Here is a 23998-nt window from a genome sequence, read left to right as displayed (position 1 = left end):
AAACTATGCCACATTCGGGCGTAGTCTGTTAATATAACCATAACTTCTGTTTTCAATAAGAAGCTTTAATATTCCTCCGACAATTATATGGCACATAGCGACTATATATATACAGTCGTTGTTTACTGTACTTCTTCCGCTTACATATTGTGCGTGCAGATTCTTTATGAGCCTGCAAATATCTTCAGGCTTCCTGAAACTGTCTATAAGACTTTTATTAATATAAATCTGTTCACTGTCAATATAACTTTTCAATGCTTCTTTCAAATTTTTCTCATATATGCAATGGTCTTTTATATTACCATCAAAAACTTCATTATGCGGATATGTAAAATAATCAGCTACATAATGCGTTACTTCGCCCAGCTTTCTTACATATGCCGTAGAAATCCTTTTGTAATCATGTGAATCTACTGTAAGTTGTGAAATAAAATCCGAAACCATATCAAATGTTTCTTCCATGTTATGTTTCGTAGTTACAAATGACGGACGACAATCCGGCAGGATACTTCCAAGCAAAAATGCCTTCCTGTGGTTAATCAATAAGCTGCTGTCCATATTATCAATAAGATAAACAGCTAATGATAAGTGTGACTTTTTTCTCATGTTACAATGCCTTTCAAAGTTTACTATTAATACGTAACATATTTTATTTTAAACTTAAACGTGGTAAAATACAATAAAATTACTGTAAAATATTCGCAAAAACAATAATGTGCAATCCACTTTATGCCATTGGATTCTCATTTTAACAAAAAGGAGGATTTATGAAATCCATAGATTTACATGTTCACTCAACATATTCAGATGGAACACTCACACCATCTGAGCTGGTTAAAAAAGCTTTCTCAATAAATCTTGCTGCCATGGCTCTCACCGACCATGACACTATTGACGGGATACCTGAAGCTGTCAGCTGTGCCGCCGATTACGATATTGAACTTATACCCGGCATAGAATTAAGCACTTTCTATGACAAAAAAGAAATACACATAGTTGGTCTATATATAGATTATACTGACAAAAATTTCAAAAAAGAATTAGAATCTTTAAAACAAAGCCGTGAAAAACGTAATGAGAAAATTGCTGCCAGATTCTGTGAAATAGGAATTCCTGTATCTTATGATGAAATGAAAAAGATGTATGAAGGTGCTGTTATAACAAGAGCTAATTTTGCCGACTACCTTGTAAGAAAAGGTTATGTAAAAAGCCGCAATGAGGTATTTGACCGGTATCTTGGGGACTCAAAGCCATGTTATGTCCCTCGCGAGAAGATGCTTCCCGAAAAAGCTATCAAAATGATAAAGTCAGTCGGCGGCGTACCTGTTCTTGCACACCCTGTCCTGTATCATATGGGAAATGATCAAATGAACAAGCTGATGGATTATCTGTGTGAACATGGAATTGCCGGACTTGAAGCCGTTTATTCAACCTATACAATGGGTGATGAGCTTGAAATGAAACATATCGCCAAAGAACGAAATCTTTTAATAAGCGGCGGTTCAGATTATCATGGTGCAAACAAACCCGATATTGAACTTGGTACCGGACGCGGACACCTTTTTGTTCCCGAAGAAATTCTTACAAAAATTAAAGAATATAAAAATAACATATAACAGCTATATTCATAAATCAACCATGACCTGATATCTGCATAAATACAAAAATCCCGAAGACTTTCAGCCACAAAAGCAGCATATGAAGTTCTTCAGGATTTTCTTTTTTATACCAGTTAAAAATCTGCCTGCAAATTAGTGATGGAATAATCTCATTCCTGTAAAGCACATTGCAATATTTCTCTTGTTACATGTCTCAATTACATTGTCATCACGGATTGAACCACCCGGCTGTGCAATATATTTAACACCGCTCTTGTATGCTCTCTCAATATTGTCACCAAATGGGAAGAATGCATCTGAGCCAAGTGCAACATCTGTATTTTTATCAAGCCATGCTCTCTTTTCTTCCTTTGTAAATACTTCCGGCTTTTCAGTAAATACTCTTTCCCATTCACCATCAGCAAGAACATCCATGTAATCCTCACCGATATATAAATCAATTGCATTATCTCTGTCAGCACGACCGATATTTTCTTTAAACGGAAGATTTAATACCTTTGGATTCTGGCGTAAAAACCAGTTATCTGCCTTTGAACCTGCAAGTCTTGTACAGTGGATTCTTGACTGCTGTCCTGCACCGATTCCGATTGCCTGTCCGCCCTTTGCGTAACATACGGAATTTGACTGTGTATACTTTAATGTAATTAATGCAATAATCAAATCAATCTTTGCCTGCTGAGAAATCTCTTTATTTTCTGTAACTACATTGCCAAGAAGTTCTTCATTAATTACAAACTCGTTGCGTCCCTGTTCAAATGTAACACCATAAACCTGTTTTCTTTCAATTGGTTCAGGCTTATATGAAGGGTCTATTTTAATGATGTTATAATTGCCTTTTTTCTTTGATTTTAAGATTTCAAGTGCCTCATCTTCATATCCCGGTGCAATGATACCATCTGATACTTCATGCTGGATAAGCTTTGCAGTTGCAACATCACAAACATCTGAAAGTGAAATAAAATCACCAAATGATGACATTCTGTCAGCACCTCTTGCTCTTGCATACGCACATGCAAGTGGAGAAAGTTCTCCAATTGACTCATCTACCCAGTATATTTTCTTTAAAACATCTGTGAGTGGAAGACCAACTGCTGCACCTGCAGGAGATACATGCTTAAAAGAGGTTGCAGCCGGAAGTCCTGTCGCTTCTTTTAACTCTTTTACAAGCTGATAACCATTAAATGCATCAAGGAAATTAATATATCCCGGTCTGCCATTTAGGATTTCAACCGGAAGTTCACTTCCGTCTGCCATAAATATTCTTGAAGGTTTCTGATTAGGATTGCATCCATATTTTAACTGAAATTCGTTCATTTTATATCCTTTCTGTAGATAAACATACATCGTAAATAGTATTGCTGTTTCTTAACCTTAAATTACTTATTCTTATTGATAATTCTTGTCTCATATTTTCCAGTCTTAATATCAATAAAACGAACAAATAATGAAACTTTGTTATCCTCATTTAAGTTATTCCAGAGCATATCTGTAAATGAATCAATATCACCTGAAATCTTTACCCATGCAGGTTCTCCCTCGAAGCTTGGGAGTGGTGAGCCATCACCCATATATGTATGAATAAAACGTCCTTCACCTGCAAGTGGTGTCTCATATGAAAATGTGTATCTGTTACATGCTGCACCATTGCCGTTATTGCTCTTTAAAATTGACATTGCATAATCAAATTCACCATTTTCAAAATTAAGTATTCCTGAAATTCTAGGTGTAAAATTCGGTTCATCAGGCTCAAATTTTCTTGTTCTTAAAGACTGTTCAAATGTCTTTCCGGCTTTCATCAAATCATAAATTGTATCTGTCTGGTCGCCGTTTGTAACGATTGTACTGTTGTTAAGGACTCTTACAGGTGCATAGATGATAAGGCTTGGATCTTCAAGCTTGCTCTCATCAAATGCCTGTGTACGGATTCCTTCTCCATCCTCGACAAATACTCTGTTGCGGCTGTTAGCACTTCTACCCATAATGAAATAAGCCGTTACAGCCTTTGTGCCGTCTTCTGACTTTCCGATTACAATTCCTCTTCCCGGATAAGCACATCCTGATAATTCATTTTCTAATAATTGCATTTCCATAAACAGTACCTCTTCTAAGTTTTATTTTGTAACCTTTTCCACACGCAAAAATGCCGGCTCACCCGGACAACCTGATTAAAAAGGTCGCCCAGGCGGTCGGCATTTAAAAACTGCTATGTTCCCTGTGAGTAATCTCACTGTATGTAAAAACATACATTTCCGCCAGTCACACAGCTTATATATTTACCATACACTATTTATTTTAAAAATGCAACAGCTTAAATTAATAATTTTTTAAATAAATTGTTCACATAAAAGATTAATAATTTCCAAGAAGTTTTATCGCTTTAGCTTCTTCCTGTATTCCACGAAGTGCATTCATAACAGCCGGGTCATCAATATTCCCCTCAAAATCTATGAAAAATCTGTATTCCCAAGGTCTGCCTTCTATTGGTCTTGACTCAATCTTATTCATATTAAGTCCATTATATATAATATGGCTTAAAAGGTTATAAAGGGTTCCGGGTTCGTTAGCTGTCTCAAATACAATACTCATCTTCTTTGCATTTTTTACAAATTTTCTTGTATTTGTAACTATAACGAAACGTGTTGTATTGTTATCAAGGTCATTAATCTTTTTGGCAAGAACTGAAAGATTATAAACTTCAGCTGCTTCTTCACTTGCTATTGCAACGTGTGTCTTATCATTTTCTTCAAGCACTTTCTTTGCACTTCCGGCTGTATTTGCCTGGCTTATCTGCTGCCAGTCCTTATGCCTTGAAAGAAACTTCTCACACTGCATAAATCCCTGTGGATGAGAATAGACTGTTGTCACTTTATCAATGTCTGTTCCTTCAAGTCCCAAAAGTGCGTGCTCAACTTTTACAAATGTCTCTGCTATTATATAATTATCATATTCCTGAATAAGGTCATAAACATCTGCGACACAGCCAGCCGTCGTATTTTCTATTGGAAGGACAGCATAATCCGCTTCACCGTTTTTTACTGCTTCCATTGCATCACGCCATGTAGGCACAGCAAAGTTATTAACGTCTTTTCCAAAAAATCTTCTCATTGCAATATAACTGTATGCACCCGGAACTCCCTGATATACAACACGACAGTTCTTTTTATCTATCTCATCAATTGCTTCATATGGCTCTCTTAATGTCTGTGTAGTCTCTTCTAAGAGTCTGTATTGCATCTTTCTTGAATTAGCCATAATCTGCGAAAACAAATCATCTATGGCATGCACATTCTCAGGATCTTTCACCATCTTACTGACAGCCTCTATCTTTGCTTTTTCCCTGTCTGTATCAAGCACTTTCTTGCCTGTCTCAATTTTATATTTTGCAACATCTGTACAAAGCTGCATGCGTTCTTCAAACAAATCTACGAGCTGTCTGTCAATCCCATCAATCTTATCTCTTATCTCGCCTAAATCCAACATTACTTTCTCCAATCCATATATCCAATAGTCCATTGCATATACAAGCATTTTATGTTATTTTACTATATTATAGGTTGAATAACAAGCACGATTGGAGATTAGCATGAAAAAAATAATAACAATCATTGTCAGTATTGTTGCTGTCATTGCACTTGCAGGAGGGCTGACTTTTTCTTATTTTTCAACAAGATTTAAGTACAACTCCAAAACTGCCGTTGGAAATACTGCCGGAAACCTCAACAATAAAGGACGCTTTTGCGAATATGACGGCAAAATTTATTTTGCAAATCCATATGATGACGGACACCTTTATGTTATGAATTCTGACTGTTCAAATGCCAGAGCCTTAAACACAGATTCAGTATACTATATCAACGTCTGTGGCAATTACATTTATTATGTAAGAAATAATCTTTCTTCAGCAAAAGAAAATTCTTTTACAGGTCAGATGTTTGGTGTTTATCGTACAGACCTTGACGGACAGAATGCGGATACAATTACAACTACAAAATCCGGTATTGCCACCCTTTACGGCAATGACATTTTCTATCAATATTACAATGCAAACGAAGGAATGTATGTATACAAAGCCGGAATAGACGGAAAAGATGATAAAAAATTTTCCTCAAAAGTATATAATCTGGCAAGCGTATACAATGGCAAATTCTATTTTGCAGATACATATAACAAGAATTATATAAGTACGCTTGATGCATCAACCGGAAATGTAAGTGCATATTTTAATGTAAATGCATATCTTGTAGATGCTGCTGATAATTATATTTATTATATTGACCTTGACAAGGGATACGCCCTCATGCGTCTTAATACATCAAATAAGACACTTGAACAGCTTTACAGTCCTGCGGATGGTGGAAAAGTCATCAATTACAACCGCTACGGCAACAAAATTTTCTTTCAGGTTGAAGGCACTAACACAGGTCTTTACCGCATGAATGCCGATGGAACACAGATTGAATATATTGCTGCGGGCAATGTTTCAACAATAAACTGCACTTCACAGTATACATTTTTCCAGTATTATGAGGATAATGAGACTTTATACAGAATTCCGACTGTAAACCCTATTACAAAAGTCGAGGAAATTAAAATTAAGACTGGCAAATAATAAAAAAGCACATCATAGTTAGTTACCTTGCAGTATGTTACAGTAAAAACAGGCTGAGCTTTTAGGAAGTGGATTACCTCTATCACTATGACTATTTTTTACGTCGTACTCTATCATATATGGCGTGAGTGTTATCAGATTAAAGGCTATAAAGCAACTACAGCAGCTATTTATGATCTTGCAGGATTAAGAATTGTTTTGTGTATGATGCCTCAGAATGCCTGGCTCGGTGCATTCGCTCCGCTTTCCTGGGGAATCTATCGAAATATTCCGGTTGTACTGTGGGCTGATGTAATTCCGATGATTGGTATGCTGATGATTCCAAAAACCTGTGCGTATGTGTGGACAGTATTAATTGGCTACAAGGCAATGAAAAAAGAAATAGCATAAGATATAATCTTTGCTTTTAAGAAATTTTCAAATATAATCTTAAAACAAGCAGCATGTGAGCATAAATCCAGCCACTCCCACAGCTGCTTGTTTTATATTTATTGATGCTGACTTCCTATTTTCCTGCCAAACGCCTAACGTTCGTCCACAACCTGGAAGATGTAAAACTTCAAATAAAGTGAAGAATCTGACGCCCAGAGTACAGGATGGTCAGGTGCCTGTGTGCGGAATTCAATCTGACGCAGACGTTTATGTACATTTCTTGCCGCCTCGCCGATTGTCTTTGTAAAAAGTTCTGTATCCATAAAATGTGAGCATGAACATGTAGCAAGGTAGCCGCCGTCTTTAACAAGCTTCATCGCACGAAGGTTAATCTCCCTGTAGCCTTTTACGGCATTTTTGATTGAACTGCGTGACTTTGTGAAAGCAGGCGGGTCAAGAATTACAAAGTCAAACTTTTCGCCCTTCTTTTCAAGTTCAGGCAGAAGTTCAAACACATCACGGCACACAAATGAAACTCTGTCCTCAAGTCCGTTAAGCTTCGCATTTTCGCGTGCCTGTTCAACCCCAAGTTCTGATGCATCAACTCCAAGTACACTGGCTGCCCCTGCCATTCCGGCATTTAAAGCAAATGAGCCTGTATGTGTAAAACAGTCTAATACTTTTGCATCCGGACAAATCTTCCATATTGCTTTTCGATTGTACTTCTGGTCAAGGAAAAATCCTGTCTTTTGCCCATCCTGAACATCAACGTAATACTTTACGCCATTTTCCTCTATCATAACTTTTGTATCAAACTCTTCGCCAATAAATCCTTTGAAACGCTCAAGTCCTTCATTCAGACGTACCTTGGCATCACTTCTTTCATACACACCACGTATATTCATACCATTTTCAGCAAGAACTTTTTTAAGTTTATCAACTATCATTGGCTTGAATCTGTCTATTCCCAACGCAAGAGACTCTACTACAAGAACATCCGAAAACTTGTCAATAACAATTCCCGGAAGGAAATCAGCCTCACCAAATACAAGACGGCATGAAGACATATCAACTGTATGTTTTCTATACTCAACACAGTCACGCACTCTCTGCTCAATAAAATCCTCATCAATAACATGCTGATGTCTGCTCATCATCCTGACTGTAAGCTTTGACCTTCTGTTAATAAAACCTATTCCCATAAAATATCCGTCAAAATCATGCACTTCAACAAGTGTTCCATCAGGAGCATCTCCCATGATGCTTTCTATCTCATTATCATATACCCACATTCCGCCGGCTTTGATAGTACGTCCCTCACCTTTTTTCAAATTAACAATTCCGCATATTTTAAATAAATCTTCCATGTACTCTCCTTTACTAATATAAATTTAAATTATTGTATATTTTGATTTACATATGATTTTACTCTTTTGAATTACCACACATACTAAATATTACTACACCTGTAACTGCAACCGCAATGCCTAACAGCTTTATCCATGAAAAATCTTTTTTCTCACTTCCAAAAAGCCCTAACAATTCAATAATGTAGGCAACCGCAATCTGACTAATAACAATAGTAATCTCAGCTTTTGCAACTCCAAGGTCAGACATAGCCTTTACAACCGTATATGTTATAAATGCACCAATAACACCGCCCAGAAGCGATATCTTCGGCGACACATTAAACAGACCCATTATCTGCGGTCTTCCGTCAACAATCCACATCACAGCACATGTAAGAAATGCTGTAATCTGCACGAATCCAGCTGCTACCCATATACTGCTGCTCTTTGTAACTCCCGTATTAAACACTCCCTGGATACTCATTAATGCACCCGATAAAATTGCAATCAAAAAACCTGCCATCAGTACCTCCTAAGAATTAAATTTACTATTATTTTCAATCTAATACTTAATTATGTACTCATAACAGGTTTTTTATTCTTTATTTTTATTGGACTTTTAATTCAGATAAAAATGAATTTACTGATGTTTCTATATCAGTTCCATCCCATACCTGATGAAGCATTATATCAAATTTTGTATAAAAATATGCAGCTCCCATAAATTTTGCTTTGACATCAGCCGTTGAATATATTTCATATATTTTACCATATGTGTCCTTATATTCTTTGCTGTTAATGCTTATAGTTCTTGAACTTAGAAGCCCTGTTGTGCTGTTTACAGCAGCAGCATAATCATAGCTCAAAGCGTTGGCAACTGCCTTTGCAGTCTGGACATCGGATGAATACGGATTAACAAATGCACATAAATTTTCGGAAATATTTTCAATCTGCATATCATCTGAAAGTGCCGGAATACTACATACGCCATATGAAATTCCTGACTCAGCAATTGTATTAATATGCGAAACATCTGTAATTGTATATGCAAGTTTTCCCTGTGCAAATAAATCAGCACATGAATCAAGCGTTGTCTCGGCACGCACAATACCAAATTCGTTTCTTAATTTTACAAATTCAGTCAGCGATTTTTTAAGTAAATCTTTATCAGCACTGAGCTTTGTATTATCATCTCCGCTTTCTCCACCTATTGTAACCGAACCACACACAAGTCCGTAATTAACAAGCATGTCTGAGACATCCCATGATACGAGCTGCTCAATATTCTGATTATCATCATTAACTGTATAATTATGACAATAATCTATAAGCTGTGAAAATGTTTCTACAGAAGATGCAGCAGTTTTATTGTATACAAGAAAAGGAACATCAAATGTGACAGGATACCCATAAAGTTTACCTTTATATGATGCTGCTTCAATTGCACTGTTTCCATAATTTTTTTGTGTATATAAATCAGAATATGTACTGTTCTCAACTGTAAGTCCCATCATGCTTGCTTTTTCAAGCTCATCTGTAAGCATAAGATATACATCTGCCACGTTATCGTTTCGTACACTCTCTTCATATATATTCTCAAGATAGTTATCAGAATCAACCAAAACCGGTTCAATTGTAACAAGTTCGTTTGCAGAATGAAATCTATCCGCAACAAATTTCAGATAATCTGTATATCTGTCATCACAATACCATACTCTTATATTCTCTGCCTGCTCAATGTGAAGATTTTTTGCCGTTTTATCAATATTGACGCCACCACACGCAGCAAGCGAAAAAATCAGACAAACTGCAAGAAAAACCGCCGCTGCTCTCTTTAACTGCTTCATATAATAATTAACTCCTTGTTTCATCAAGGGCTTTTCTTAATTTAACTATCATCTCATCAACATCTTTTTCTGTTATTACAAGAGGTGGTACAAATCTTATAACATTTGTGCCAGCTGAGAACAGAATAAGACCATTATCAAGTGCATTGCAAATCACATCCTTAGGATTTAATGACAACTCAATTCCCTGAATAAGACCTACGCCCCTGTGCTCAATTACTATATCATAATCCTGAACAATCTGCTCTAATTTTTTAGCCATATATGCACCAACTTTTTGTACATTTTCAAGTACATTGAGTTTTTCAAATAATTCAAATACCTTTGCTGATGCCGCACATGCAAGCGGATTGCCACCATATGTAGTACCATGGTCTCCAGGAACAAGTGCTTTTGCAACATTTTCTTTTGCAAGAAATGCACCAATAGGAACGCCACAGCCAAGTGCCTTTGCAACTGTAACAATATCCGGCTTCACACCATACTGCTGATATGCAAACATAGAACCTGTACGTCCCATGCCACACTGGATTTCATCAAGAATAAGAAGAATTCCTTTCTCATCGCAGAGTTTTCTTACACCTTCGATAAATTCTTTTTTGGCAGGATATACGCCGCCCTCTCCCTGAACTGTCTCGAAGATAATGGCACATGTCTTATCATTCACAAGTGACTTGACACTTTCAAGATCATTGTATTTTGCAAACTTTATTCCCGGAATCATAGGACCAAATGCTTCCTGATAATGACGGTTGCCTGTTACAGCAAGAGCCCCCATGCTTCTTCCATGGAATGAATGTTCCATTGCAATAATTTCATGGTCTGTTGAGCCATCCTTTAAATATGCATATTTTTTGGCAAGTTTTATAGCTCCCTCAACAGCTTCCGTACCGCTGTTCGTAAAAAACACTCTGTCCATGCCGGAAGCCTTTGTTACAGCCTGGGCCGCCTTTACTGCAGGCTCATTGTAAAAATAATTTGATGTGTGGATGAGCTTGTCAACCTGAGCTTTTACTGCATCATTGTATTCTTTATTATTATATCCCAATGCAAATACCGCAATTCCGGCACCAAAATCAAGATATTCTTTTCCATCTGTATCATAAAGTCTTACTCCATCACCTTTGTCAAGTACAATCTGGTAACGGTTATATGTATGAATAAGCTTTTCTTCAGCTGTTTCAATAATTGTCTTTGTATCCATCATTTTTCTCCCTTAACTAGATATTTGTATTAAAAAATTTCTCTGCTTCTTTACTAAGAATAGCTGTACCAACACCCTTATTAGTAAATATTTCAAGAAGAAGACAATGCGGAATACGTCCGTCAAGAATATGAACTCTTGAAACGCCATGCTCTATCGCATCTATACAGTTATTTAACTTAGGAAGCATACCACCTCCAATTGTTCCGCCAGCAAGAAGTTCTCTTGCCTCATCAGTTGTAAGTTCAGAAATAAGAGACGACTTATCTTCATAATCCCTGTATACACCCTCAATATCAGTAAGAAATGCAAGTTTTTCAGCATTGACAGCTCTTGCAATTGCACATGCCGCATCATCAGCATTGATATTATATGAGTGAAATGTATCATCATATCCTATAGGACAGATTACAGGTATAAAATCATCTTTTAAAAGTGAAGTTATAATTGTAGTATCTACATCTTTTACTTCACCTACATAACCTATATCTTCGCCACCTGAAAGCTTCTTTTCAACCTTTAACATGCCGCCATCCTTACCGCTGATACCACACGCTTTGACACCAAGTTCTTCTATAAGTGCAACAAGACTCTTATTTACCTTATTTAATACCATTTCAGCAATTTCCATTGTAGGTTCATCAGTAACACGTAGGCCATTGATAAACTGAGGATTTCCACCTGTCTTTGATACCCACTTACTGATTTCCTTTCCGCCGCCGTGAACGATAATAGGCTTAAATCCTACCAGCTTTAACAACACAACATCCTGAATTACTTTTTTCTTTAATTCCTCGTCAACCATGGCACTTCCGCCATATTTTACAACGATTATTTTTCTGTTGAATTTCTGTATATAAGGCAATGCCTCAACGAGAATCTGTGCTTTTTTTAATTCTTCATTCATTTCCATGTCAATAATTTCTCCTTAAAATTCTTTCTTATTTTAATTATGAACGGTAGTCTGCATTAATTTTTACATAATCAAATGTAAGGTCACAGCCCCATGCCGTTGCGTTGACATCACCCTGCTTTACATCAGCTATAGCCGTTACAGGATTCTGTGAAAGAATCTTTGTTGCCTCTTCTTCACTATAATCAGTTGCCTTGCCATTTTCAACTATCTTTAACTTTCCGGCACTGCTCTCAAAGTAAATATCAACTTTTTCAGGTTCAAAATCTGCTCCGGAATATCCCATTGCACAAAGAATTCTGCCCCAGTTGGCATCATGTCCAAAAATAGCTGCCTTTGTCAGACTTGAGGTAACAATTGATTTTGCAAGTGTTCTTGCCTGTTGTCTTTCTTTTGCATTAATTACTTTTACTTCAAAAAGACAGGTACAACCTTCACCGTCTCCTGCTATCATCTTTGAAAGCTCTGTAAGTATATATGAAAGTGCTTTAAAATATTCATCGTACTCAGGTGTATTTTCCTTTATACATTCATTTTCTGCCATTCCGTTTGCCATTACAAGAACAGTATCATTAGTTGATGTATCGCCATCAACGGAAATCATGTTAAATGAATCATCTACTATTGCACTTGTCATCTTCTGAAGTGCACTCTTTTCGATATTTGCATCACTTGTGATAAAACAAAGCATTGTTGCCATATTAGGATGAATCATTCCCGCACCCTTGCACATGCCGCCTACTGTAACTTTCTTTCCTTTTATGTCAACTGTCACGGCAACCTGCTTAGATCTTGTATCGGTTGTCATAATTGCCTCTGCAGCCTGTGTTCCCGCTTCCTGTGTATCAGCAAGCATTGATGGAAGTGCATTGATTCCCGCTACCATTGTATCCATAGGAAGCTGCATTCCGATTACACCTGTTGATGCAACAAGCACAGAATTTTCAGGAATCCCAAGTGCCTTAGATACTGCCTGTGCTTCCCTAAGGCATGCATTGTCGCCCTCCTCGCCTGTGCAGGCATTGGCAACACCACTGTTAATAACAACAGCCTGTGAATATTCACTGTTATATACAATATTTTTATCCCACTTTACAGGAGCTGCAAATACTTTATTGGTTGTAAATGTACCTGCTGTAACACATGGTTTTTCAGAAAAAATCATCGCCATGTCTTTTTTTGTCTTGTTTTTGATTCCGGCATTCATACCTGCCGCCTTAAATCCTTTTGCGGCTGTAACGCCACCCTGTATAATTTCCATATTGATTAATCTCCTCACGCTGAATTTATTACGGTGTATTTATATTGTGTGATTTATTTTTCGTTGCTGTCCGGTTAATCCCACAAAATATCTACTATTATGGGAACATCGGTGCAAGCTGCAGTCCTTCATTTTCAGGAAGTCCGAATAAAAGATTCATATTCTGTACCGCCTGACCTGCAGCACCTTTAACAAGGTTATCCAAAGCACCCATCATAATGAGTCTGTGTGTTCTAGGCTCTACCTTATATCCTATATCGACAAAATTGCTTCCCTCAACCCATCGTGTCTCAGGACATACACCTTTATCCAGAACTCTCACAAAATACTCATCTTTATAATATTTATCGTATACAGCCTTTACATCATCATCTGTTACATCTTTTTTAAGATTTGCATATGCTGTTACAAGAATTCCTCTGTTCATAGGAACGAGATGCGGTGTAAATATAAGCTTTAAATCATCTCTTCCGCATGCATATCCGAGCTGTTCTTCAATCTCAGGTGTATGTCTGTGTGTTCCGACGCCATATGCTTTCATGCTCTCGTTTACTTCACAGAAAAGATTGGCAACCTTTGCACCTCTTCCCGCACCTGAAGTTCCACTCTTTGCATCAATTATAATTGTATCAGGGTCAATAAGTCCTTCCTTTACCATAGGATAAAGTGTAAGGATTGAAGTAGTTGTATAACATCCAGGGTTAGCAACTATTCTTGTATCCTTTGTAATCTTGTCCCTGTTAATCTCACAGAGTCCATAAACCGCTTCATCTATGTACTGAGGAGCTTTATGCTCGATTTTATACCATTTTTCATAAATATTTACATCTTTAAGTCTGAAATCAGCACTCAAGTCAATTATCTTTACCTTATTTAATATGTCATCATTAACAAGTGATGCACATAATCCCTGTGGAGTTGCTGTAAATATTACATCAACCTGATTGGCAAGTTCTTCCATATTATCATCCATGCAGACATCATCTACAAGCTGAAACATATTTCTGTATACATCTGCATACTTCTGGTCGATATAACTTCTCGAACCAAACCATACAATCTTTACATCCTTATGTCCAAGCAATAATCTTACAATCTCATTTCCGGCATATCCTGTCGCTCCGATAATTCCTACTTTTATCATATACTTCCTCCAATCGCATCTGCATGCATTTTGTGTATGTTTTTTATTATAGCAACTTTTTTTCTTATGTAAAGTCTTATTTGCATATTTTTTATATTTATGCATGAATTATGTATTTTATTCACATTTTTCTGCATAAAAATAATTTTGCCTATTGCTTTTTTATTATGATTGGATTATTATAAAACACATGAGATTCACAACACGAGGAGAACAGATTTCTGTCGTATATTTATAAATGCGGCATTATTTTCCCCGCAATAATAAGGAGGATTTATTTATGAAAGAAAAAGTTGTTTTAGCTTATTCCGGCGGTCTTGATACTACTGCTATTATCCCATGGTTAAAGGAGAATTTCGATTACGATGTTATCTGCGTATGTGCAGACTGCGGACAGGGCGAAGAACTTGATGGACTTGAAGAACGTGCTATTTCATGTGGTGCTTCTAAGTTATATATTGAAGATATTACAGATGAGTTCTGTGACGAATATATTGTTCCTTGTGTAAAGGCACATGCTGTATATGAGAACAAATATCTTCTTGGTACATCAATGGCAAGACCTCTTATTGCTAAGAAGCTTGTTGAAATTGCACGTAAAGAAGGAGCTGTTGCTATCTGCCACGGTGCTACAGGTAAAGGTAATGACCAGATTCGTTTTGAACTTGCAATCAAAGCACTTGCTCCTGATATTAAGATTATTGCTCCTTGGAGAAATGATAAATGGGGTCTTGATTCCCGTGAAGCCGAGATTGAATATTGCAGACAGCACGGCATACATCTTCCATTCTCTGTAGATACAAGCTATAGCCGTGACCGTAACTTATGGCATATCAGCCATGAAGGTCTTGAACTTGAAGATCCAGCTAACGAGCCTAATTACAAACATCTTCTTGTTCTTGGCAATCGTCCTGAAGATGCACCTGATGAAGCTGAATATGTAACAATGACATTTGAAAAAGGTGTTCCTACATCAGTCAACGGCAAACAGATGAAAGTATCTGATATTATCCGTGAACTTAACAGACTCGGTGCAAAACATGGCATCGGCATTATCGATATCGTAGAAAATCGTGTTGTAGGCATGAAATCACGTGGCGTTTATGAAACTCCCGGCGGAACAATTCTCTACGAAGCACATCAGCAGCTTGAAGAATTAATTCTCGATAGAGATACAACAGCGTTAAAGCTTGATATGGGCAATAAATTTGCACAGATTGTATACGAAGGAAAATGGTTCACACCTCTGCGTGAAGCTGTTCAGGCTTTCGTTGATAAAACTCAGGAATATGTAACAGGTGAAGTTAAATTCAAGCTTTACAAGGGCAATATCATCAAAGCAGGTACAACTTCTCCATATTCACTCTACAACGAATCAATCGCTTCATTCAAGACAGGTGACCTCTATGACCACCATGACGCAGAAGGATTTATTAATCTTTTCGGTCTTTCATTAAAGGTTCGTGCTATGAAGCAGGAAGAAGTTAAGAAAAACAACAACACAAAGTAAAATAACAAAAATTCATTTTGTACATAGCAAAAAAGAGCTGGTGGCTTTAACGATTGAAAATCGTAAAGCCACCAGCCCCTTTTTTATTTTATTCTTTCTATTTTTCAGTTAAATTAATACACCCCCCAATCTTTACAATGAGCAACACAAAGCCATAACTATGAGAAACACGCTCCGCGAGTTTCTCAAGTTATCGCGGCAGTCGCCAAGGTCTCGTGCAAGCACGGACTTTGGCTCGTTACACGCGTAAATTATATAACAACAAGCCGCAAAACATTATCTGTCCTGCGGCTTGTAGTTATGTATGTGTTATACAATTTTTTATTTAATTATTCATGAAATTGAATTATTCATAAAGAGGATACTTGTCTGTAAGTCCCTTAACAAGTTCCATAGCCTTTGCCTGATTCTTTTCAACATCATCAACAAGAAGAGCAATTGCTTCTGCAACAACGTCCATATCTTCTGTATTGAATCCTCTTGTTGTTACTGCTGCTGTACCAAGACGGATACCGCTTGTAACGAAAGGTGATGCAGGATCGTTAGGAATTGTATTCTTGTTACATGTGATGTTTGCAGCATCAAGAAGCTTCTCAACTTCCTTACCTGTAACACCCTTATTAATAAGATTTACAAGCATAAGGTGATTGTCTGTTCCTCCTGAAACAATATCAAAACCTCTGTTCATAAGACCTTTGCAAAGTGCATCTGCATTATCAACAATATTCTTTGCATATACCTTGAAACTTGGATCTAATGCTTCTTTTAAGCATACAGCCTTACCAGCAATTACATGCATAAGAGGACCACCCTGTATACCAGGGAATACTGACTTATTGAACTTGAACTTATCTGCGTTTTCAGCTGAACTTAAAATCATACCGCCTCTTGGTCCGCGAAGTGTCTTATGTGTTGTTGTTGTAACAACATCAGCATAAGGAATCGGGCTTGGATGCATACCACCTGCAACAAGACCTGCGATATGAGCCATATCAACCATAAGATAAGCACCAACTTCATCACAGATTTCTCTGAACTTCTTGAAATCGATTGTTCTTGCATATGCACTTGCACCTGCAATAATCATCTTAGGCTTACATTCTTTTGCAATTCTTAACACTTCATCATAATCTATAAAACCTTCAGAAGTTACACCATAAGGAACAATGTGAAAATATTTACCTGAAATATTAACAGGTGAACCGTGTGAAAGATGTCCGCCGCAGTCAAGGCTCATACCCATAACTGTGTCGCCCGGCTCTACCATTGCAAAGAATGCTGCAAGGTTAGCCTGTGCACCTGAGTGTGGCTGAACGTTTGCATACTCACAGCCAAAGAGCTTTTTAGCTCTCTCAATGGCAAGAGTTTCAACAACATCCACATATTCGCATCCGCCATAGTAACGTTTTCCCGGATAACCCTCTGCATATTTATTCGTAAGCGGGCTTCCCATAGCTGCCATAACGGCCTTACTTACAAGGTTTTCTGATGCAATAAGCTCAATGTGTGTTCTCTGTCTTGTGAGTTCGTCCTCCATAGCTTTCGCTACTTCAGGGTCGTAATTTAAAACTTCATCAAATGAATACATTGTGCAACCTCCGTATAATTATTAATTTTTTGTATATTCTATTATAATATAATCAAATCTTAAACAAGTCAATAGCATTTGCCAAAGCTGATGAATTCTGGTTAAGATTCTGTGCTGCCTCATTAAGTGCTTCAACCTGCTGAAGCTGACGGTTAGCTGTTTCTGTTACCTCTTCTGATGCCGCAGCAGTCTCCTGTGACACAGCTGAAATACTCTGAATTGCATCTATTGTCTGTGCCTTTGCATCCGCTATTGTATCAATACCGTTTGTAATTTCATCAAGATTACTTATGAGTTCTGTAAACTGTTCCTGAATCTTGTCAAATACATGCTCAGCATTCTGAAGCGATTCGCCCTGGATTTCAACAACATCTTCTGCTTTCTTTGCAATATTAACTGTATCATTAGTCTTTGCATTAATATCATCAACAATCTTACGGATTTCATTTACAGAATCCACAGACTGTTCTGCAAGCTTTCTGATTTCATCAGCAACTACAGCAAAGCCTCTTCCTGCTTCACCGGCTCTTGCAGCTTCTATTGAAGCATTGAGAGACAAAAGATTAGTCTGCTCTGCAATTTCATTAATTGCACCAATAATATGTGCAATTGACTTTGATGAATCTTTAAGTTTTGTAATTTCTTCGATAACCTGATTTGTTATCTGAACTGTACTTTCCGCATTGCCTTTAAGTTCCTGTATTGATGTCATTCCGCTTTCAACGATTTTTGATGTATCATCTGCAATGCGTGCAATCTTGTCTGAATTATCAGATACAAGATTAATCTTATCTGAAAGATTATCCATCTGTCTTAAACAATCCTCAGAATCTTCTGCCTGTTGGACAACACCATGTTCAATTTCCTGAATTGCAACAGTAATCTTTTGTGTATCATCAAGAAGCTGCTGTGCATTCTGTGCAACGGTTTCAACGGAATTATCAACCATGCCCGATATATTCTTTGTCTGTTCAATAAGACTCTTTACGTTGCTAATCATGCCGTTTGTACTCTTTCCGAGTATTGCAAATTCATCATGCCCCTTAACATCAACATTTATTGTAAGGTCACCAGCCGCAGCTTTTTCAAGCCTATCCATAATATGCTTGATTGCCTTGATAATATTTGTAGAAAGGAAACCGGCAATTATAATTGCAATTATAATTGATGCAATAACAACACCTACAGAAACATATTTTATTGTATTTGCCTGTGCAAGAATTGTACTCTGAGGAATCATTGCACATACCATAAATCCGTCATCTGTCACGCTATATACGAAAAGCTGGCGTTTCCCGTTATATTTAACAAACTTGCTTCCGCTCTTTTCCTCACCATTAACAGCTGTCTCATAAAACTCTTTGTCAGATATATACTTTGCATTACTGTCTGCATTATCCGTTGCACCTATCTCACCGCCATCCGGAGCAATAAGAAGTACCATGCTGTTCTTACCAAGATCAATATCTTTAAGTGTATCTGATACATAATCCGACTTTAAATCATAGAATATGTAACCTACACCCTTTCCTGAATTACCGGAAAGCTGACGTCCAAAGCTTACAGAATAATCTTTTGCACCCTTTTGGTCGAGGTAATCTCTTGATGTAAACCATGCTGATTTATTTTTATCAATTGTCTGTCCCTCTGATGCTGCCTTAACACTGTTATACTCACCAGTAGGATTCATTGATGTGGCACTTGTAAAAATATTCTTTCCGTTTTTACCAATTACATATACCGCCTTTACAGCCTTATTTCCAAGTGCTGTAGATGACAGATTAGTATTGAGATTATCATAAACATTTTTCTCATTAAGCGGGTCTGATGCAAGCGAACCTGAATAATACGATCTAACATCGGCATTATTAGCAAAATCATTTGCAAGTGCCTTAATATTAGAAAACATCAAAGTATAATAATCTGCTGTTTTCTGTATCGTTGACACTGAAGTTTCCATGAAGCTTGACTTTATGGCATTTGCTGCTGTCTCATACGAAACCACACCAAGAAGCACTATAAGAAGTACCGGAATTATAAATGCACTAATAAGCTTAAACTTTATGGATATTCCATTTTTAAAGCCAGTCGAAAGCTTGAATTTTCCAAGATTTTTCATTAAATCTTCTGTTTTTTTGCTTTCTGTTTTTGCTTTTTTGTTATTCTTGTTTTTTCTCTTCTTTTTCCTGCCGCCAGAAGTTTTATTATCTTCTTCAGACTGCAAATCATTTTCTGCAAATAAATCCTGCATGACATCGTTACTGTCAACAGTTAAATCATTACTACTGTCTTCTGTTAAATCATCCTGCAAAATATCATCATCAATATTATCTTCTGGTTCAGAAGATTGAGATGATTCAGACTCATCTGACTGAACATCTTCAGATATAACATCATCGCTAACATTTACATCATTACCTGACTCATCATACTGTTCAACAGCGGTCTCTGCGTCAATCACGTCGATGTCATTGTTGTAATTCTCATTAGCTGTTTCTTCTGATGATACGTCTGTTATTAAATTTTCGCTTTCCTGATTTTTTTCTTCAAAATCTCCCATACACGTATACCTCTTTCTAATGCTCTTTCCTTTTGCAACAGCAACACAGCACTTTTAGTATCTCTTTTTATTTATCGTCTTCTTCAACATCTATATTTATTGAAAGTTCCCTTAACTGTTTCTCATCAACCACATCAGGTGCATTTGTAAGAAGACATGATGCATCTTTAACCTTTGGAAATGCTATTACATCACGGATGCTGTCTCTCTTTGCCATAATCATTACAAGTCTGTCAAGACCATATGCAAGACCTGCGTGTGGTGGTACACCATACTTAAACGCATCAAGAAGGAATCCGAACTTTTCATATGCCGCTTCATTTGTAAACCCAAGTGCATTAAACATTCTCTGCTGTACATCTGCCTGATGAATTCTTACTGAACCACCACCGATTTCTGTACCGTTAAGTACAATATCATATGCCTTTGCACGTACTGCACCAGGGTTAGTCTCAAGCATATCAAGATCTTCATCCATAGGCATTGTAAACGGATGATGCATTGCCACAAATCTGTTCTCTTCATCAGACCATTCAAACTGAGGAAATTCTGTTACCCATAAGAATCTGAATTCATTCTTGTCAAGAAGTCCAAGCTGGTCTGCAAGTTCAACTCTGAGTGCACCAAGAACATTCCATACAATCTTATTCTTATCTGCCGCAAAGAGAAGTAAATCACCATTTTCTCCATCCATTGCCTTGATAAGTGACTGCATTTCTTCTTCTGTCATAAACTTCGCAAATGATGATTTAACTGTTCCATCTTCATGAATAGCAATATAGGCAAGTCCTTTTGCACCATAACCCTTTGCAAAATCAACAAGTGCATCAATCTTTTTACGAGGCATTGCACCCTGACCCTTAACATTAATACCACGTACTGAACCGCCATTTTCAATAGCTCCTGTAAATACTCCAAATCCACAGTTCTTAACTATATCTGTAACATTTTTGAGTTCCATGCCAAATCTCAAATCAGGCTTATCTGAACCGAATCTGTCCATAGCCTCCTGCCATGTCATTCTCTGGATTGGAAGTTTAACTTCAACTCCAAGAACCTCTTTAAAAAGATATGCAAGAAGTCTTTCATTTACATCAATAACATCATCTACATCAACGAAAGAAAGCTCCATATCTATCTGTGTAAATTCAGGCTGTCTGTCTGCACGTAAATCCTCATCACGGAAACATCTTGCAATCTGCATATATCTGTCATAACCTGAACACATGAGCATCTGCTTAAAAAGCTGTGGTGACTGCGGAAGTGCATAGAACTTACCAGGATGAATACGGCTAGGTACAAGATAATCTCTTGCTCCTTCCGGTGTACTCTTTGTAAGCATTGGTGTCTCTATCTCAAGGAATCCTTCATTGGCAAGGAATGCTCTTGTAAGCGTGGCAACCTTGCTTCTCATAATAATATTTGACTGGATATCCGGTCTTCTTAAATCCAGACATCTGTACTTTAATCTCAAATCTTCCTTCGTATTGATATTAGCTTCGATTGGAAATGGTGGTGTCTCTGATTCTGAAAGAATTCGGAGCTGTGATGCAACAACTTCTATATCACCTGTTTTAAGATTTTCATTTACTGCACCTGAACGCTTCTCAACCTTTCCGACTACAGCTATAACATATTCATTTCTAAGTGTATATGCTTTATCAAATCCTTCTTTTCCAACTGAATTTTCATCAAATACAATCTGCAAAAGGCCGCTTCTGTCTCTCAAATCCACAAATATAAGCGAGCCAAGATTTCTTCTTGTCTGAACCCAGCCCATAACTGTTACAGTCTCGCCTACATTGGCAGCTGATACCTCCGTACATCTATGTGTTCTTTTTAAGCCTACCATTGCTTCAGCCATTACTAACTTTCCTCCTGTAAATAACATAATTATTATTTATTATAACATGTTATTTAATTATAACATATTATTGTCAAAAAATAATCTTTTTCTTTCAATCATTTCATCAATTCTTGAAATATAGCTTGTCAGGTCTTTTACATTCTCGACACGCTCTATCCGCGGATTCGGTTGATCCGCATCAAATACAGCTTTTGTTGATGCACCTGCACCCATGGCTATTATTGTCTGTTTTTCCTCCATAATAAGAATATTATAAATACATTCTTTTCCAGGAACAGAATAACCTACATTTTCAAGATTTCCTGCCATATTTTTCTGACGATACATATAATATGGCATACAGCCGATATCACCGGCATACTTTTGTGCAAGACTCACAGTTTCATCACTGTTTTCAAACTTCAGGTCTTCATATTTTTCACGCCATATATTGAGTGCGGCTGCCCTCTTTATCGCAAGCGAATGAACAGTCAGACTCTCCGGCTTTAACTCTTTTATTTTGTCAAGTGTATACCGCAGTTCATTAATTCCTTCACCCGGAAGTCCAAGAATAATATCCATATTAATATTATCAAAGCCAACGCTTCTTGCAAGTTTAAATGCTTCCTCAACCTGCGTGGCACTATGTCTTCTCCCAATAATTTCAAGAGTCTTGTCATTCATCGTCTGCGGATTTATAGAAATCCTGTCAACACCATGTTTTTTTAACACTTCAAGCTTCTGTACCGTCACACTGTCAGGTCTTCCCGCCTCTACAGTCAGCTCCTTTACGGTACTCATGTCAAAGTCTGCTTCAAGCTCATTAAGCAGCCTGTCAAGCTGTTCAGGTTCAAGCGTGGTCGGCGTTCCGCCTCCAAAATATACTGTATCGAGACGTCTGCCTTTCATTCTGTCCGCAACAAATCTCATTTCTTTGACAAGTGCATCAAGATACAAATCAACTTTGGACCTGTTAGCTGCAAGTGAATACGATGTAAATGAACAATACAGGCATGTTGTCGGGCAAAACGGAATTCCTATGTAAATACTGTAACCATTTGTATAATCAATGTCTTCAAGAATCTTTTTCTCTGTCTTTGCGACCTGCATTGCAAGTTCTGCTTTATCATGAGACACAAAATGCTTTTCTTCAAATTCTGACATGATCTCCTCATCAGAATTACCAGCTTCTAACATTGAATATGCAATTTTACTTGGTCTTACACCTGTAAGATATCCCCATGGAAGATTTTTTCCCGTATCACCCTGAAGCTTTAAATACAGATTTTTCTTAAATCTGTCATGTGCCTCTTTCTTTGAAACGCCTTCACACATTGAAGTATCTGCATATATAACCGTATCCTCATCCGTAAGCCGGGAGTCGTCTTTTAAGAGCGATGTCTGCATTCTAGGATAAAACGACTTTATAAGCACTTGTGCATCATCATAAAAATCAGAATTCCGCAAATCTACATAAATCATATTTTTCTCATTTCTGTTATTAATTTTTTATATTGCAGCCAGACAGATATTTTACTGGCAATATGGATTATATTTCTTTTCATGGGCAATTGATGTGCTCTCACCATGCCCCGGAAATACAACTGTATCATCAGGCAGTAAAAACAATTTATCTTTTATGCTTGAAACAATATCTGAAAAACTTCCCGTTGCAAAATCTGTCCTTCCAACTGATTCAGCAAACAAAGTATCACCTGAAAAAAGCACAGATGCATCTTTAACATAATATGACACACCGCCTGATGTATGTCCCGGCGTATGGATTACTTCTATATCTATTCCGGCTGGATTAATATGTTGTTTATCTTTAATCCAGACATCTGCCTCAAGTGTTATCTTAGCTCCCATATGAGCCGAAAGATTCTTGTATGCATCTGCCAGAAGTTCCTTTTCATGCTCACCCGCGTACACTTTTATTCCATATTTAACGGCAAGCTGCCTTGCTGCACCTATATGGTCATAATGGCCATGAGTTATAAGTATTGCACATGGACGACATTTGTTTTTTTCAATCAAAGCACTAATCTGTGGCTCATTGCCAGCCGGGTCAATTATAACTGCTTCGTCTGTATCTTTGTTTATCAGGAGATAACAGTTTGTTGAAACTCCCGGTATTACCGTATAATCCATTTTTATATTCATATTATTTCTCCAG

Annotated in this window: 19 protein-coding genes, 1 pseudogene and 1 riboswitch; of the genes and pseudogenes, 4 read left to right on the top strand and 16 right to left on the bottom strand. The window is 37.2% G+C overall.

What is annotated here, in order from left to right; genetic code table 11:
* Window positions 1–3: 3 nt before the first annotated feature.
* On the bottom strand, window positions 4–606 hold the full coding sequence (locus WMO38_RS09805) for a zinc dependent phospholipase C family protein (protein WP_021866157.1): 603 nt from the start codon (window positions 604–606) through the stop codon (window positions 4–6).
* Between the two features lie 161 nt (window positions 607–767).
* Here WMO38_RS09805 and WMO38_RS09800 point away from each other — a divergent pair, with 161 nt between their 5' ends.
* Window positions 768–1616, top strand: coding sequence for a PHP domain-containing protein (locus WMO38_RS09800; protein ID WP_349162475.1), 849 nt, complete (start codon window positions 768–770; stop codon window positions 1614–1616).
* 135 nt (window positions 1617–1751) lie between these two features.
* Here the strand turns inward: WMO38_RS09800 and WMO38_RS09795 are convergent, their stop codons facing one another.
* From WMO38_RS09795 to pheA, 3 genes are all read right to left on the bottom strand, one after another.
* Window positions 1752–2933, bottom strand: coding sequence for a phosphoribosylaminoimidazolecarboxamide formyltransferase (locus WMO38_RS09795; RefSeq protein WP_021866155.1), 1182 nt, complete (start codon window positions 2931–2933; stop codon window positions 1752–1754).
* A 62-nt stretch (window positions 2934–2995) separates the two neighbouring features.
* Complete coding sequence (locus WMO38_RS09790; RefSeq protein WP_021866154.1) at window positions 2996–3709, bottom strand: IMP cyclohydrolase; 714 nt, start codon at window positions 3707–3709, stop codon at window positions 2996–2998.
* Between the two features lie 79 nt (window positions 3710–3788).
* A riboswitch (ZMP/ZTP riboswitch) is annotated at window positions 3789–3889 on the bottom strand.
* 79 nt (window positions 3890–3968) lie between these two features.
* Entirely contained in the window at window positions 3969–5099 is a 1131-nt protein-coding gene (pheA, locus tag WMO38_RS09785) for a prephenate dehydratase (protein ID WP_349162474.1), read from the bottom strand.
* A 103-nt stretch (window positions 5100–5202) separates the two neighbouring features.
* Here pheA and WMO38_RS09780 point away from each other — a divergent pair, with 103 nt between their 5' ends.
* Window positions 5203–6228 (top strand): DUF5050 domain-containing protein, encoded by a 1026-nt coding sequence (locus WMO38_RS09780; RefSeq protein ID WP_349162473.1) that lies wholly within the window; start codon window positions 5203–5205, stop codon window positions 6226–6228.
* Window positions 6229–6294: 66 nt separating this feature from the next.
* Window positions 6295–6618, top strand: a pseudogene (locus WMO38_RS09775) (hypothetical protein); the annotation flags it as partial.
* A 134-nt stretch (window positions 6619–6752) separates the two neighbouring features.
* On the opposite strand, the gene WMO38_RS09770 reads toward WMO38_RS09775, so the two are convergent.
* The 7 genes from WMO38_RS09770 to argC form a co-directional block, all read right to left on the bottom strand.
* On the bottom strand, window positions 6753–7967 hold the full coding sequence (locus WMO38_RS09770) for a class I SAM-dependent rRNA methyltransferase (RefSeq protein ID WP_349162472.1): 1215 nt from the start codon (window positions 7965–7967) through the stop codon (window positions 6753–6755).
* Between the two features lie 58 nt (window positions 7968–8025).
* Window positions 8026–8472: a DMT family transporter gene (locus WMO38_RS09765; protein WP_349162471.1), complete on the bottom strand. Its 447-nt coding sequence runs from the start codon at window positions 8470–8472 to the stop codon at window positions 8026–8028.
* Window positions 8473–8557: 85 nt separating this feature from the next.
* Window positions 8558–9796, bottom strand: a complete 1239-nt coding sequence (locus WMO38_RS09760) for a sugar ABC transporter substrate-binding protein (protein ID WP_349162469.1) — start codon at window positions 9794–9796, stop codon at window positions 8558–8560.
* Window positions 9797–9803: 7 nt separating this feature from the next.
* Window positions 9804–11000, bottom strand: a complete 1197-nt coding sequence (locus tag WMO38_RS09755) for an aspartate aminotransferase family protein (RefSeq protein WP_349162467.1) — start codon at window positions 10998–11000, stop codon at window positions 9804–9806.
* Between the two features lie 16 nt (window positions 11001–11016).
* Window positions 11017–11913, bottom strand: a complete 897-nt coding sequence (gene argB / locus WMO38_RS09750) for an acetylglutamate kinase (RefSeq protein ID WP_021867252.1) — start codon at window positions 11911–11913, stop codon at window positions 11017–11019.
* A 37-nt stretch (window positions 11914–11950) separates the two neighbouring features.
* Window positions 11951–13174, bottom strand: a complete 1224-nt coding sequence (argJ, locus tag WMO38_RS09745) for a bifunctional ornithine acetyltransferase/N-acetylglutamate synthase (protein WP_349162466.1) — start codon at window positions 13172–13174, stop codon at window positions 11951–11953.
* Between the two features lie 97 nt (window positions 13175–13271).
* Window positions 13272–14318, bottom strand: coding sequence for an N-acetyl-gamma-glutamyl-phosphate reductase (argC, locus tag WMO38_RS09740; protein ID WP_349162465.1), 1047 nt, complete (start codon window positions 14316–14318; stop codon window positions 13272–13274).
* 280 nt (window positions 14319–14598) lie between these two features.
* Here argC and WMO38_RS09735 point away from each other — a divergent pair, with 280 nt between their 5' ends.
* Window positions 14599–15828 carry an argininosuccinate synthase gene (locus WMO38_RS09735; protein WP_021867249.1) on the top strand — a complete coding sequence of 410 codons (1230 nt, stop codon included), beginning with the start codon at window positions 14599–14601 and terminating at the stop codon, window positions 15826–15828.
* A gap of 346 nt (window positions 15829–16174) precedes the next feature.
* Here WMO38_RS09735 and glyA read toward each other — a convergent pair whose 3' ends face one another.
* The 5 genes from glyA to WMO38_RS09710 all read right to left on the bottom strand — a co-directional run bounded on the left by glyA (window position 16175) and on the right by WMO38_RS09710 (window position 23985).
* A complete protein-coding gene (glyA, locus tag WMO38_RS09730; protein ID WP_021867248.1) occupies window positions 16175–17416 on the bottom strand; it encodes a serine hydroxymethyltransferase in 1242 nt (413 codons plus the stop codon).
* A 52-nt stretch (window positions 17417–17468) separates the two neighbouring features.
* Window positions 17469–19976 (bottom strand): methyl-accepting chemotaxis protein, encoded by a 2508-nt coding sequence (locus tag WMO38_RS09725; protein WP_349162463.1) that lies wholly within the window; start codon window positions 19974–19976, stop codon window positions 17469–17471.
* Between the two features lie 67 nt (window positions 19977–20043).
* On the bottom strand, window positions 20044–21840 hold the full coding sequence (gene aspS / locus WMO38_RS09720) for an aspartate--tRNA ligase (protein ID WP_349162462.1): 1797 nt from the start codon (window positions 21838–21840) through the stop codon (window positions 20044–20046).
* A 57-nt stretch (window positions 21841–21897) separates the two neighbouring features.
* Complete coding sequence (gene hemZ, locus WMO38_RS09715) at window positions 21898–23304, bottom strand: coproporphyrinogen dehydrogenase HemZ (protein WP_349162461.1); 1407 nt, start codon at window positions 23302–23304, stop codon at window positions 21898–21900.
* A 51-nt stretch (window positions 23305–23355) separates the two neighbouring features.
* Window positions 23356–23985: an MBL fold metallo-hydrolase gene (locus WMO38_RS09710; protein WP_349162459.1), complete on the bottom strand. Its 630-nt coding sequence runs from the start codon at window positions 23983–23985 to the stop codon at window positions 23356–23358.
* Window positions 23986–23998: the final 13 nt, after the last annotated feature.

The organism is Lachnospira hominis (ex Hitch et al. 2025) (assembly GCF_040096395.1).
GTDB classification, from domain to species: domain Bacteria; phylum Bacillota; class Clostridia; order Lachnospirales; family Lachnospiraceae; genus Lachnospira; species Lachnospira hominis.
The sequence above is the reverse complement of the archived record's forward strand: the minus strand, read 5'-3'. Positions and strand labels throughout refer to the sequence as shown.